Raw genomic sequence first — 13,411 nt, forward strand, 5'->3', positions numbered from 1 at the left:
CCGTCTCCAGACAATTCTGTTTTTACAGGCAGGAACGGAACGGAATATTCTGCGGTGCTTCGAAGCAGTCTTCAAATCCTCTTCTGTGGTGATAGTAAATCTTGTCCTTGTCTGCCGGGTATGTATATTTGCCGCCTACCTGCCAGAAGAACGGATGGAATTTATATTCATTTCTGTCTTTCTTGAAATCATACAGAACCTTGATCTCATCGCAGTCTGCCTGGAAATTTGTCCATACATCCCAGTGGATCGGAACAACTACTTTACATTTCAGATTTTCTGCCATGCGAAGGATATCGATAGATGTCATCTTATCCTGCATACCGATAGGATTTTCTCCAAATGAACCGAATGCTACATCAATATCATAGTCTTTTCCGTGTTTTGCAAAGTAGATGGAGAAGTGTGAATCTCCGGAATGATAAATATTTCCACCTGGTGTCTTTACCAGATAGTTAACTGCTTTGTCGTCCATGTCTGTCGGGCACACACCTGTAAGTTCTTCTCTGTCCGGACCTGTGGAATCTGTTGTTACGATACAGGTTCTGTCAAAGGAATCCAGCGCTACAATCTCGATGTCTTTGATCTTAATGGTGTCACCAGGTTTTACTGTGATGCAGCGTTCTGCCGGAACACCCCATTTCTGCCAGAGTTCTACGGATTTCTTTGGTCCGATAAATGGCACCGGAATTTCTTTTCCGTTTTCATCTGTAGTTGTCATTCCACTGTTGATCACATGTGCCGCCCACTCCGGTGACATATGATCCTGATGATAATGTGTGGCAAGAACTGCATCTACTTTCTTAAATGCAAATGGATCAATTACAAATGGAACGTTTCTCAGGTTTGGCTGCATGGCTCTTCCTCCACACATGTTTGCCATCTGATGTCCGACTTTCATTTTTCCATCACCGTGTGTACGTTTTCCGTTTCCGCACCAGAGGTCAATGGTAATGTTTGTGTCTGCCGGTGTCTTGAACCATACACCTGTACATCCTAACCACCACATTGCTACATTTCCCGGCGCTACTACTTCGTTCTCAATATCTTCTACTAACCACGTACCCCATTCCGGAAAAGTACTTTCAATCCAGCTCTGTCTTGTCATTTCACTAATCTTACTCATGAATCTCTCTCCTTTTGATTATAACGTTTTTCTCTTGTTGAGAGTATATTATCACCTGCATTTTTATATTTCAACATATTTTCATTATCTGCACAAATGTGCAATTTACATTTTTTCAGTGTTTGAACATTTGTAATTTACAGATATATGGTAATCAAACAACTACGATGTTAAGGTCAATAATATTTTACACATAACTCGATATCTATAAATTTAAGCTGACATTCACAATTGAATCAGAGGACTTATCGGGGTAATTTTCGGTGAACAAAAAAGAGAAAGAAAAGAACCTCTATCATTCTCCACTTTCTCTTTTAAATTTAATTGTTTATGTTTCCAACTGCTTAATTTATGCTTCTCTGTCCAGAAGTGTACGCATACTCTGATTTGCAAAACAGATATCTTCTTTCCAGTTCTCTTTTCCTACGTCCCATAATTCAGTTACGTAGCGGCGGACACCCAGGCTCCATGCTGTGTTAATGATTTTTTCAAACTGTACATGGCCTGTGAGAAAAGGAACTTCGCGGAAGATTCCCGGTTTTGTTTCTTTCAGATGGAGCGCGATCAGTTTTCCCTTACCCAAGGAGAGATCTTCGCATACATCGTGTTGATTCTCTACTGCTGCGTTTGTAATATTTCCTGCATCCGGGTAGATTTTCAGATATGCGGAATCTATCATGTTTACATACTGGACTGCCTTTCCGGTAGTGTTCATAAAATTGTTCTCCATGGTTTCAAATCCTACCAGAATTCCCTCGCGTTCTGCGATTTCTGCAATCTTTTTTACATTTTCCAGAAAGTATTTCTTTGTTTCTACAGTGGATTCTCCAAAGTAAATATCATATCCCGGAATCATAACTGTACGCACACCCAGATCAACAGCAAGCTCTATGGATTTCTCTGCAATCTGCATTGCTTTCTTTCGGATTTCTTCGTCCGGATCGCCCAGCGCATATTTTGTCAGGGCACTTACACTCATAGAACCAATCGGAAGTCCCGCCTGAAATACAGCTTCCATAATTTCTTTTTTTTCTGCTGTATTCATGAAGATACGGTTAATTTTTTCATCTGTGGCATCTATGCACATTTCCATGTAATCATATCCACATTCTTTGGCACATTTTAATTTTTCACTCCATGATAATGTATTTCTCATGGCTTTCTCATATAATCCAATCTCATACTTTTTCATCATGCAATCTCCCTTGTATTACCCCAACACTCATTTACTTGTGATTTCGATTGCATGATAGCATTTCAGATTCTGGTTTTCAACATATTTTCATTCAATGCACATATGTGCAATTTTAACATCTTCCACAATTTCTGCATGGATTGCATTTGGCTTTTTTTATATGCGGATACCATTCATGGATTTCCGGTAATGGATCGCCTTTTTTCCATTCTTTTACACTATAGTGATCCATAAAAAACACTTTTTCCCCAAAGTATTCTATTTCCAGTGGATAGATTGTAATTTTTTCAGGATTCATACAGCTTTGACAGATTCTGGGGGACAATATCTGATCTCCAAATGATACTGCCTGATCCATAGTAATGATCTGCATATGATTTTCGCTGATATATTCTATTTTTTGTTCTGCTGCACATGTGTATGCTGAGGGAATTTTCACTTTGTTGATCGTAAATATCCCTGCAGGAGTTTCTGCTGTTTTCATTAATCTGCCACCTCTAATTTCTGTCTATAGCGATTCTCAGAAATAAAGCATTATTTTGATGATCACTATAATCCTATACAGCTTACTATAGTACTCTCTACATATTCTGTCCATAGTGCATTATTATCTGTTTATCCAAGTGCTACATCCAGTATCATCATCAGAGAGAATCCTATGGCAAAGAAAAGGGTTCCTATGTTGGAATGTTCTCCGGCAGACATTTCGGGTATGAGTTCTTCCACTACTACATAGAGCATAGCTCCGGCAGCGAAACTTAAAAGATATGGAAGTGCCGGGACAATGAGGCCGGCGGCAAGAATCGTAAGGACTGCACCGACAGGTTCTACAATCCCGGACAGGACTCCACCTGCAAAGGCTTTGGTTTTTCCCATTCCCTCAGAACGCAGGGGCATGGAGATAATGGCTCCCTCAGGGAAGTTCTGGATGGCAATCCCTATAGAGAGAGCCATTGCTCCCATTATAGTGATCTGAGCGTGACCTGTTAAATAGCCTGCGTATACGACTCCTACTGCCATTCCCTCCGGAATATTATGCAGAGTTACTGCAAGAACCAGCATGGTAGTTCTCTGAAGTTTGCTCTTCGGACCTTCTGCCTTGTTACTGTTCTGGTGAAGATGCGGGATCATGTGATCCAGCAAGAGCAAAAAAAGCACCCCTATCCAAAATCCCACTGCTGCCGGTACAAATGAAAACTTTCCCAGTCCGGAAGACTGTTCAATTGCCGGGATCAGCAGACTCCATATGGAAGCCGCAACCATAACTCCTGCTGCAAAGCCGGTAAGTGCCCTTTGGATCTGTTCATTCAGATTCTTCTTCATGAAAAATACGCAGGCAGCTCCTGCAGAAGTTCCAAGAAAGGGAATCAGAATTCCATAGAATACATTTATATCCATTGATTTATTCCTCCTGTTTTTATTTGTATGCAAATAAAAGAAATATGTTCTTGTTATTTGTTTGATTCAGTTAGTCTGTCCTAACTCTAATCAGTATATCAGATTTTTTGACAAATAAAAAGAGAATACAAAATTTTTTGTTATTTTGTATTCTCTACATTAGAGTGTGTTTGAAAAAGCTTTCTGCAAAATATACTGCAAAGTGGGGCGTGCAGATTGCGGAAATTTTTTTCAAAACACGTTACATAGTGCAACAGAAATAAATATTCTCATGTAAACTACATTTAGGATTAAATCCTGCATGGCAGTAAGGGCAGCTGCCTTTTTTGTATTCCTGAAATGTAAGTTTCCTGCCGCAGTTTCCGCATAAAACAGGATAAACTTCTTCCGGTGTTGTTGCAACAAATGAATGGTCTTCCAGTTCATCGTGACAGGAATAGCATGCGTAATATTTCCTGCATTTCGCACAAAGCAATGCAGCTATATCAAGCTGTGTGTGATAGTGTGTACACCGTCCTGCTTTATCAAGTCCGATTCCGTGAATCTTTATGTTTTCCTGCTTTACCAGATTGTCTTCCGGCAGGCTATTCTTTAACCTGTTACTTTTATCAGCGGTTTCCTGCATTGTTGATTCCTTTTCTGATGGGAATTGCGATCAGTACTGCAAGAACTGTGATCACAATATCCTTTGGAATAAATGCTGTTAAGGAGTATACTGCGATTGCCGGGATGCTCATGGAGCCTCCTACAAAGTGCCACTGCAGACCACCGATTGTCTCAACGATCAGAAGTCCGATCAGTGCGAATCCGATTGAGATTGCAAGATTCTTTGTCTTGTTCTCTGTTTTCGGACGGATTCCGCAGAGCCAGGTCATGATTGGCCATGCCCAGATGTATCCTCCTGTAACTCCTACGATGCTGCTGATTCCGCCTGAGAAGTTAGCAAAGATCGGAAGACCGATGGCTCCTAACAGAACGTAAACCAGTGTTGCTGTAGTTCCAAGCCTGGAACCAAGTACTGCGCCTACAAGTGCTACACCAAATACCTGAATGGTGATCGGTACACCGGTAGGCATTGGCAGTGAAATCTGTGATATTACTGCAAGAACTGCTGCAAACATACCAACCAGTACCATTTCTCTGGTTGTAAATTTTCTCTCTGCAGCAGGGCTTTTTGCATATGACTGACTCATAATAAGACTCTCCTCTTTCCCTGTTAATGATTGATTTTGACCTTCTTTTTATATCATAAGCAGAGAAGATTGTCAACCCGTTCTTCAGTTTTTGGTTTACATTTGTAATAAGTCGTTACTGTTCACACACCACTGTCCCGCGAGGTGTTTTGGCATGAATATGCCAAAATCCCGAGACATACAAGCCAAAATTCCATTGCCGCAGGCAATCTGGAATGAATTTTGGCTACGTTACTGTGAACGGAGTGAACAGTAACAATAAATCATATATAGCGTTGTTATTTCACTATCTTCTCAATCATGCACTGATGCTCTTTATCCTTTTTCGAATAGTTAATCCCTGCCAAAAGAATATTTCCTGCATATTCCTCCAGACTTTTACAATATTGCTTCTGTTTAATCTGAGAAATAGCTCCTTTGGCACTTTTATCCCATTTTAATTCCACTACCAGAGCAGGTTTATCAGGAAATTTTTTTCTCGGAATAAAGACCATATCCGCAAATTCCTTTCCTGTTGGCAGTTCACGATATACGCTATAATAGTTTCTAGCCGCATACAGAGCCAGTGAAATAGTATAACTTAATGCATTTTCATCATTATACTGAAGATGCGAAGTCTCAAAGTGTGCTCTTTGGATTCCCTGTGCAACCATCTGCTCATTCTGATTCCAGATTGCATTCAGGACATCTGCCGAATTTTTTAAAGCTTTTGACACTTCACCCCAGTCTGATACAGAAACAGCATTTGCATACTCATTCCGGATTTCATTATTAGGAATATACACACAATGTTCTGTAGAATCATATGCCAGATATCCCAGATGGATCAATAAGGTCAAAACATCATTCTCATCCCGGAATGTCGTCATATCATTTGTAAAATTTCCGGTATTAACAGGAATATGCTCTCCTGCCAACATACTGAGAATATCATCCTTTAACCCCTCAAAATTCATATCTATATAAGTCTGCAGTGCTTCAAAAGATTCTGTCATATTCCAGTAGTTTCTGATAGAACCAAAGAGCATGCCGTTTACCACAGACCTTGGATTATAAACCGGCTCACAGTTTTCAAACCTGTACCCGTCATACCATTCTCTGATTTCCCTCATATCCATATGATATTTCTCACATAATTCTCTGACTTCTGTCTCTGTAAAACCCACAAACTTCGCCAGAGGTCCTGCATAAATCATAGAAAATTCATCAAACATATTCAGGGCAGAATGTGTTCCATATTTCTTTACCGGCAGGATTCCTGTCATATAAGCAAGATGAATATAAGATTTATCCTTAAGAAAATCCCGCAGAAAATCAAGATACTGCTCCTGTGCTTCTTTATCTGACTTGTATTCTCTGAAAATACAATCCCACTCATCTATAATAATCACAAACGGACATCCTGTCTGCTGATATACATCCTGCATACTTTCAGCAAGATCTTCTTCATCAAAATAGTCCACATCAGGATATTCCTGTTTCAGGTCACGCATCAGAATCCGGTTTAATCGCAGGACCATTTTCTCTACTGTCTTACGGCGGCTTAGGAATTCCTGCATATTTATAAAGAAAACATTGTATTTGTTCAGATATTTTGAAAAAGATGAATCTTCTTTTATCTTAAGTCCGTCAAATAATTTTTCAGACTGACATCCTCTGCTGTAATATGCAGCCAGCATATTTGCAGTCATAGACTTTCCGAAACGTCTTGGTCTGCTTACACAGACATTTTGCTGCATGGTGTTAAAAACACGATTGGTATATTGTATCAGTTCTGTTTTGTCCACATAAATCTCAGAATTGATTGCTTTATAAAATTTATCATTGCCGGGATTTAAATACACACCCATTTCACACACCTGCTTTCCTGACAGATATTTTAATTTTCCGTAACTATAAAAGTTCCGGTGCAGTAAAATCTTTTATGTTCTACAGCACATAATAATGCGGAATAATATCTTCATAATGTCCATCCGGCATTTTGAATCCCTGAGGAATCACGCCAAGTCTGGTAAAACCGATTCTTTCATATAAATGTAATGCATGGGTGTTATTTGCAACCACTGCATTGAACTGCATAACACGAAAGCCATTTTCCTTCGCCTGTCCTCCATTTTCCATATCATACCATGAACGATCCGTTTTCTGTTTCTTTACACACATCCACCCACCCGTTTGCCTCTGATACCTGTTCCAGTTCCGGGATTGTGAGCTTTACTGCACTGTGATCATTGCCGAAGACATTTTTTCATTTCCTCCTGAGTTATATCTTATCTGTGTCCCAGCTCCCAAAATGCCACTGCACTTGCTGCTGCCACATTCAACGAATCTACTCCGTGGGACATTGGTATCTTTACTGTATAATCGCAGTCTGCGATGGTCTGTGATGCAAGGCCGTCACCTTCTGTTCCGAGAATGACTGCCAGTTTTTCTTCTGACCGGAGTGCTTTGTCATCAATTCCTACAGAATCGTCACGCAGAGCCATTGCCGCTGTTTTGAATCCCAGATTTTGCAGAGTCTGCATTCCATCCTGTGGCCATACAGTTTTTTTATCAAAATATGTCCAAGGAATCTGGAATACGGTTCCCATACTTACTCTGGCTGCACGGCGATAAAGCGGATCACTGCAGTCGCCAGTCAGAAGTACTGCATCCATATGGAGAGCTGCTGCTGAGCGAAAAATAGCTCCGATATTTGTAGGATTTACAACATTTTCAAGAACTGCTATGCGGCTGGCATTTCTGCAGATTTCCTCTACAGATGGCAGTGGATTTCTGCGCATTGAGCAGAGCATTCCGCGAGTAAGAGCAAATCCGGTCAGCTTGACCAACAGTTCATATTCCGCAGTATAGACCGGCACATCCGGATATTGTTTCAGGATTTCCTGTGCCTCTCCTTCCAGATCTTTATGCTCCACCAGAAAAGAGATTGGCTGGTATCCTGCTTTCAGGGCTCGCTCAATTACTTTCGGACTCTCCGCAATGAAAATTCCCGGTTCCGGTTCATAGTATCGTAAAAGCTGCACTTCAGATGTTCTGGCATATACATCCAGTTCCGGCGCAGCGAAATCTTTTATTTCATTCCACATAATAAAACCTCCAAACTGAGTAATCTTATCTTACATCATATTTGGGGTTTGCACAAGAATTCCTTTCTCACTCGAAGCAGATGACTTCCCTGATTTTTAGCAATGTTCATTGCTTTTGGCATAAGAAAATTTTATAATGAATTGTAACTATAGCAATTCCATAAAAAGCTATAGCAATCCTCGTAAATAATGCATTTAAGACAGTTCGGCAGAGTGCGAACGACAAGGAAGATATCTGCAGGCGTGCTGACGCACGGCAAAGATATCTGACGCAGGATTTCACACTCTGATGGGCTGGATTAAGATGCATTATTTTAGAGGATTGCTATAAGTACTCTTTACTGTCATTTATTTTTCTGTTGAGGGTGAGTATTATGATTTACAGAACTTATTATCTTTCTCCACTTGGAAGAATGCTGCTGGCTGCTGATGATATGGGGCTTGTGGGAGCCTGGTTTGAGGGACAGAAGTATTTTGGAGAATTTCCAGGACACATGGATTTTTCTTTTGAAGAAAATGAAAACCATATTTTAAAAGATGCTCTGCGTTGGCTGGATATTTATTTCAGCGGGCAAAAGCCAGATTTCCTGCCGAAGCTTCATCTGATCGGAACAGATTTTCAGAGAGAAGTGTGGGATATTTTACTGGAGATCCCTTATGGTCAGACAGTTACTTACGGCGAGATTGCCCGCAAAATAGCTGATAAACGTGGGCTGAAAACCATGTCTGCCCAGGCAGTTGGCGGTGCAGTTGGACATAACCGGGTTTCCGTGATTGTTCCCTGCCACAGAGTTATAGGTTCAGATGGAAGTCTTACCGGTTATGCCGGAGGGATTGAGCGGAAAATCAGACTACTTGATATTGAACAGCATGATTTTATCCGGACAATTTCTGAATTTTAACTATAGCAATCCTCGTAAATAATGCATTTAAGACAGTTCAGCAGAGTGCGAAAGACAAGGAAGATATCTGCAGGCGTGCTGACGCACGGCAAAGATATCTGACGCAGGATTTCACATTCTGATGAGCTGGATTAAGATGCATTATTTTAGAGGATTGCTATAAATCAAGCAAATCCCGCTCTCTGCTTTACTTGTTATAAGTTCAGACAACTGCCATCCTTTTTCTTCTGTCTTTATATGCCAGAAACAGAATCGTCAGAAACGTAACCGTCTCCGCTGCAAGAAGAGAGATCCAGATTCCATTTAATCCAAATAATTTCGCAAGTATAACTGCGCAGATAACAATAGCAACAATTCCTCTCAGGAATGATCCCACAATCGCGATTTTCGGTTCATCTACTGCTGAGAAATATGCCACCAGTACAATATTGATTCCTGCCACTATAAATCCAAGGAAATACAGACGCAGTCCTGTATGTGCATAATTCAACAACTGAACATTGTTTTCACTGTTGAAAATGCTGATCAGCGTGTCGGTTGAAGTCCAGATGATCAATTGGGTCAGTGCTTCTACAGCAAGACATACGAGCAGGCTCCATTTCAGAAGTTTTCTTACCTGAGTGGGCTGGCCTTTTCCGTAGCTTTCACTGATCAGGGGCTGTGCTCCCTGAGCCAGACCGTTGAAAATTGCAAATGCCACGATAGAAAGGTTTGCCACAACTCCATAGGCTGCTACACCCATATTTCCCGCGATTCCCAGGATCAAAAAGTTAAATACAATGGCGATCACACCAGAAGACAGTTCACCGACGAATGCGGAAACTCCTAGCTGACAGCAGGAAATCAGGTGTCTGAATGACGGTTTTTTCCAATGGAATCCTACATGATTTCTGCTGCTTCTGTAGTGTATGGTACAGACGCTCATTGTTACGATCGGACAGATTGCAGTAGCCAGTCCTGCTCCGGAAAATCCCAGACCGACTGGGAACATGAATATATAATCAAATATAATGTTAAAGATACTTCCACTGATGGAACCGATCATTGCAATAGAAGGCGCTCCATCGTTTCTGGCAAATGCAGTAAATGTATAATTTGACATGAAGAATGGTGTTGCGATCAGAATAATTCTCACATAGTTTCGTCCAAGTCCAATCAGTCCGGCATCTGCACCCAACAAAGCCAATGCTTTGTCCGGAATAAAGATTCCGATCAGCATAAATGGAACTGCAGCCAATATGCTCCAGGTTACTGACTGTACGAAATAATGTTCTGTATTTTTTCCTTTTGCCCTGCTTATGGCATACCTGGTAGCGGAACCAATCCCGATCATAGCCCCAATCGCATAGATCAGTCCATAAACCGGCAGAATCAAATTGAGAACTGCCAGTCCGTCAGCACCGGAATATACAGATATAAAGAAAGTATCTGCCAGAACATAAACGGAAATCCCGATCATTCCGGCAACACTCTGGGTTACATATCTGGTGAATCTTTTCAGCATAATACTTCGCTCCTTCGTTATATTGTCAGCATTATCTTCCTTTCATCTGCAGACTTATCTCACCATTATACCCATATAAAACAAAAATGCAACCACAAAACTCCAGACATAAAAATCTCCTTAAGCAGATTTTTTAATGCTGCTCAAGGAGACTTTGTTGATATTCGCAATTCACTTCACGACACTCTTTATTTTATCCTGTTTTTTTTCAGGTCTTCTACGATTTCATTGTAACGTTTTTTGTTCAGACGGTAGAAAAACAGTACAATTGCTGTCACTATCCATAAAATTCCCGGAATTGTAGTAAAGGAATGTCTCATAATACTGAGGACAGCCGGATTCTGTACCTGATTTGCCACATATCCATATTTTCCAAGAAGTGCTGCAAGAAGCGCAGTTCCTATTGCCATGCCAATTTTATTTCCCAGTGACACAAATGCATATTGAAAACCATCATTTCTTAATCCCGTTTTCCACTCTCCGTATTCTACGCAGTCAGGAATGATCGCATAAATTGCAGTGTTAAATCCAGAGAAAAAGAACTGTGTAATTCCTGCAAGTGTATAGAACGCTGCCGGTGTTTCTTTTACATTAAAGAAGAACATACAGAGCATGGAAATTCCAGTAAAAAGGGCAAAAATGGATGCAGTTCTTCCTTTATTATTCAATTTTCGGAATACAGGCTGGAAACATGCAGCACCGATAATGGATGGAATGATAATGCACATGGAATATGTAGTATAGTAGGATGCATTTCCCTCTACATAAGTGAAATAGTATAAAACATCTGCATTTCTTCCATAAAGTGTAAATCCGAATAACACCTGTCCGATTAATGCCAGAATATATGGGCGGTTCTGCATCACTGCTCTTAACTGCACTTTTATGGATATTTTTTCTTTTTCCGGCATAATCACCTGCTCTTTTGTTTTTGCAAAACAGAAGAAATGACAGGCTGCAAAAATACATCCGTATATGATTGCTACCAGTAGGTATCCGATTTTAGCACTTTGACTGCCAAGTTTTCCAATCAGTGGAACTGTAATGATATTGATAATTCCAATTGCAACCATTGCAGATACTGAACGTGATGTATTAATCTTTGCACGTTCATCGATATCCTGTGTCATTGCTCCACAAAGGGTGCCATACGGGATATTTACACAAGTATATCCAAGTACCAGCAGACAGTATGTAATTACCATATAGATAACCTTTGATCTGTCCGGCCAGTCCGGATGTGCCCAGAATGTCATAATCAGAAGCACGGCCGTGATCGGAGCTGCAATGAGAAGCCATGGACGATAACGTCCCCATTTTGTTTTGGTTTTATCTGTCAGTCCACCCACGATCGGATCATTGATCGCATCCCAAAATCTCGAAAACAGCATCAGGGCAGAGACTGCTGCCATACTGATTCCGAATACGTCTGTGTAAAAAATCATGAGAAAATTACTGACGAACATCCAGCTGAAATTACATCCTACATCGCCAAATCCATATGCGATTTTACTGATCAACGGAACTTTTACATTTTCGTTTTTATTCTCCATAATTCCTCCTGCCTGCTGCCATCCTCCGTCTTTCCGTTTACTCATGTCTTCTTTACAGCAGTCTTTTTTATTATATCTTTGTCTTACATAATGCTTATGATCAGCAGGGTATTTTATTTTTCCTGCACATTGATAATCACTTTCATTGTAGTCTCACGGTTATCGTCAATGTACTGGTATGCTTTCAGATAATCTTTAAATGCAAACGTCTTAGAGATCAGCGGTCTTAAATGCACTTTTCCTTCATTCACCAGTCTGATTCCGTCTACATAATCATCATGTCTGTACATCATTGTGCTCTTGATATCAAGCTCATGATCATTTGCAACTGCCAAATCGATCTCAGCCATTCCTGCAAAAACTGCAACCAGCACAATCACGCTTCCTTTTCTTGCATATTTGATCGCCTGTCCCATTGTAATGTTATTTCCTGCACAATCATAGATAACATCTGCCTTATCCGGTCCAAAGGCTTCTACCATTGCTTCCCCGAAATTTTTATTTCTTGTGTTGACACATACGTCAATTCCACACTCTTTTGCTTTTTCCAGACGGAGATCACTGACATCTGTAATCATAACTTTAGCTGCTCCCATCCCTTTTGCAGACTGCGCTACCAGATTTCCGATCGGACCGGCTCCTATCACCACAATATTCATTCCTGTTACATCGCCCATCTGTTTAACACCATGAACAGCTACTGCCAGAGGCTCAATCATTGCGCCCTCTTCATAAGACATATCTTCCGGTATCGGTGTTACTTTTGATGCATCAACTGCAAAATATTCGGATGCAGTTCCTGTTGTCTGGAATCCCATTACTTTCAGCTCTTCGCAGAGATTGTATTTTCCGTGACGGCATGGATAACAATGTCCACAATATACCTGTGGCTCAATTGTTACTTTCTGTCCCACATGAAATTCTGTTACTGCATCACTTGTTTTTACCACTTCTCCTGATACTTCATGTCCCTGGGTTACCGGATATTTTGTAAAAGGATGTTTTCCGTGATATACATGGATATCAGAACCACAGATACCAATATTCATAATCTTAACCAAAACCTGGTTGTCTTTCATCTCTGGTACGGGAACCTCTCTGAAAATAATTTCTCCTGGATTTGTCATAACCTGCTGTAACATAATATTTTCCTCCTTATTTGTTGAATGTACTTTGAACTTCTAGTTATTTATTAACTTTTATTAAATGTTTTATTAAAGTAATTACATTATTATTCAAATCGCTAAATTTGTCAATAAACATTTAAAAATATTTCTCATTTCTACCAGTTGCACAAAGTAAAGATTTTATTTTTATGCAGATGTTACTATAACACTCCTCATAATTATCTGCTGAATTCCCGCACAACAACAAAATACCCTGCTCACAACCTTTCTTTGTTGTAATCAGGGTATTTTTTATATTCAGATATTTGTTTAATATGGTATATC

The 13,411-nt window shown here is 40.2% G+C and carries 13 protein-coding genes and 2 pseudogenes; 2 read left to right on the forward strand and 13 right to left on the reverse strand.

Going from position 1 to position 13,411, the window contains the following annotated elements; translation table 11 throughout:
* Positions 1-22: 22 nt before the first annotated feature.
* From ulaG to I4V44_RS00730, 4 genes are all read right to left on the reverse strand, one after another.
* Complete coding sequence (gene ulaG, locus I4V44_RS00715; protein ID WP_119241413.1) at positions 23-1,126, reverse strand: L-ascorbate 6-phosphate lactonase; 1,104 nt, start codon at positions 1,124-1,126, stop codon at positions 23-25.
* Between the two features lie 349 nt (positions 1,127-1,475).
* Entirely contained in the window at positions 1,476-2,321 is an 846-nt protein-coding gene (locus I4V44_RS00720) for an L-ribulose-5-phosphate 3-epimerase (RefSeq protein ID WP_330610556.1), read from the reverse strand.
* 112 nt (positions 2,322-2,433) lie between these two features.
* Positions 2,434-2,805, reverse strand: a complete 372-nt coding sequence (locus I4V44_RS00725; protein WP_025579331.1) for a hypothetical protein — start codon at positions 2,803-2,805, stop codon at positions 2,434-2,436.
* A 131-nt stretch (positions 2,806-2,936) separates the two neighbouring features.
* Complete coding sequence (locus I4V44_RS00730; RefSeq protein WP_196002155.1) at positions 2,937-3,719, reverse strand: ZIP family metal transporter; 783 nt, start codon at positions 3,717-3,719, stop codon at positions 2,937-2,939.
* A 164-nt stretch (positions 3,720-3,883) separates the two neighbouring features.
* Between I4V44_RS00730 and I4V44_RS18445 the strand changes: the two genes are divergently transcribed.
* Entirely contained in the window at positions 3,884-3,982 is a 99-nt protein-coding gene (locus I4V44_RS18445) for a DUF6783 domain-containing protein (RefSeq protein WP_420314751.1), read from the forward strand.
* Here I4V44_RS18445 and I4V44_RS00735 read toward each other — a convergent pair.
* The 6 genes and pseudogenes from I4V44_RS00735 to I4V44_RS00755 form a co-directional block, all read right to left on the reverse strand.
* Positions 3,961-4,344 (reverse strand): CHY zinc finger protein, encoded by a 384-nt coding sequence (locus I4V44_RS00735; protein ID WP_207744209.1) that lies wholly within the window; start codon positions 4,342-4,344, stop codon positions 3,961-3,963. The genes I4V44_RS18445 and I4V44_RS00735 overlap by 22 nt on opposite strands.
* Positions 4,328-4,912 carry a biotin transporter BioY gene (locus I4V44_RS00740; RefSeq protein WP_022381192.1) on the reverse strand — a complete coding sequence of 195 codons (585 nt, stop codon included), beginning with the start codon at positions 4,910-4,912 and terminating at the stop codon, positions 4,328-4,330. The genes I4V44_RS00735 and I4V44_RS00740 overlap by 17 nt, the downstream gene beginning before the upstream one ends.
* A 278-nt stretch (positions 4,913-5,190) precedes the next feature.
* On the reverse strand, positions 5,191-6,762 hold the full coding sequence (locus I4V44_RS00745; protein ID WP_196002156.1) for an AAA family ATPase: 1,572 nt from the start codon (positions 6,760-6,762) through the stop codon (positions 5,191-5,193).
* Positions 6,763-6,841: 79 nt separating this feature from the next.
* Positions 6,842-7,018: pseudogene (locus I4V44_RS00750) on the reverse strand (GNAT family N-acetyltransferase); the annotation flags it as partial.
* Between the two features lie 16 nt (positions 7,019-7,034).
* Positions 7,035-7,148 (reverse strand): annotated as a pseudogene (locus I4V44_RS18005) (YbaK/EbsC family protein); the annotation flags it as partial.
* Positions 7,149-7,182: 34 nt separating this feature from the next.
* Positions 7,183-8,001 (reverse strand): TrmH family RNA methyltransferase, encoded by an 819-nt coding sequence (locus tag I4V44_RS00755; protein ID WP_196002157.1) that lies wholly within the window; start codon positions 7,999-8,001, stop codon positions 7,183-7,185.
* A 374-nt stretch (positions 8,002-8,375) separates the two neighbouring features.
* Between I4V44_RS00755 and I4V44_RS00760 the strand changes: the two genes are divergently transcribed.
* Positions 8,376-8,903, forward strand: coding sequence for a methylated-DNA--[protein]-cysteine S-methyltransferase (locus I4V44_RS00760; RefSeq protein ID WP_196002158.1), 528 nt, complete (start codon positions 8,376-8,378; stop codon positions 8,901-8,903).
* 202 nt (positions 8,904-9,105) lie between these two features.
* Here I4V44_RS00760 and I4V44_RS00765 read toward each other — a convergent pair whose 3' ends face one another.
* From I4V44_RS00765 to I4V44_RS00775, 3 genes are all read right to left on the reverse strand, one after another.
* Complete coding sequence (locus tag I4V44_RS00765; RefSeq protein WP_120062054.1) at positions 9,106-10,407, reverse strand: MATE family efflux transporter; 1,302 nt, start codon at positions 10,405-10,407, stop codon at positions 9,106-9,108.
* Between the two features lie 188 nt (positions 10,408-10,595).
* Positions 10,596-11,960 (reverse strand): MFS transporter, encoded by a 1,365-nt coding sequence (locus I4V44_RS00770; protein WP_118587147.1) that lies wholly within the window; start codon positions 11,958-11,960, stop codon positions 10,596-10,598.
* A 113-nt stretch (positions 11,961-12,073) separates the two neighbouring features.
* A complete protein-coding gene (locus I4V44_RS00775) occupies positions 12,074-13,102 on the reverse strand; it encodes a zinc-dependent alcohol dehydrogenase (protein WP_196002159.1) in 1,029 nt (342 codons plus the stop codon).
* Between the last annotated feature and the right edge of the window lie 309 nt (positions 13,103-13,411).

The organism is Blautia sp. 1001283B150304_161114_C9, from assembly GCF_015668165.1.
GTDB lineage: Bacteria > Bacillota > Clostridia > Lachnospirales > Lachnospiraceae > Blautia_A > Blautia_A wexlerae.

Coding starts and splice junctions, on each gene's coding strand:
- ulaG (WP_119241413.1), bottom strand. CDS start 1,126: ATGAGTAAGATTAGTGAAATGACAAGACAGAGCTGGATTGAAAGTACT.
- I4V44_RS00720 (WP_330610556.1), bottom strand. CDS start 2,321: ATGATGAAAAAGTATGAGATTGGATTATATGAGAAAGCCATGAGAAAT.
- I4V44_RS00725 (WP_025579331.1), bottom strand. CDS start 2,805: ATGAAAACAGCAGAAACTCCTGCAGGGATATTTACGATCAACAAAGTG.
- I4V44_RS00730 (WP_196002155.1), bottom strand. CDS start 3,719: ATGGATATAAATGTATTCTATGGAATTCTGATTCCCTTTCTTGGAACT.
- I4V44_RS00735 (WP_207744209.1), bottom strand. CDS start 4,344: ATGCAGGAAACCGCTGATAAAAGTAACAGGTTAAAGAATAGCCTGCCG.
- I4V44_RS00740 (WP_022381192.1), bottom strand. CDS start 4,912: ATGAGTCAGTCATATGCAAAAAGCCCTGCTGCAGAGAGAAAATTTACA.
- I4V44_RS00745 (WP_196002156.1), bottom strand. CDS start 6,762: ATGGGTGTGTATTTAAATCCCGGCAATGATAAATTTTATAAAGCAATC.
- I4V44_RS00755 (WP_196002157.1), bottom strand. CDS start 8,001: ATGTGGAATGAAATAAAAGATTTCGCTGCGCCGGAACTGGATGTATAT.
- I4V44_RS00760 (WP_196002158.1), top strand. CDS start 8,376: ATGATTTACAGAACTTATTATCTTTCTCCACTTGGAAGAATGCTGCTG.
- I4V44_RS00765 (WP_120062054.1), bottom strand. CDS start 10,407: ATGCTGAAAAGATTCACCAGATATGTAACCCAGAGTGTTGCCGGAATG.
- I4V44_RS00770 (WP_118587147.1), bottom strand. CDS start 11,960: ATGGAGAATAAAAACGAAAATGTAAAAGTTCCGTTGATCAGTAAAATC.
- I4V44_RS00775 (WP_196002159.1), bottom strand. CDS start 13,102: ATGTTACAGCAGGTTATGACAAATCCAGGAGAAATTATTTTCAGAGAG.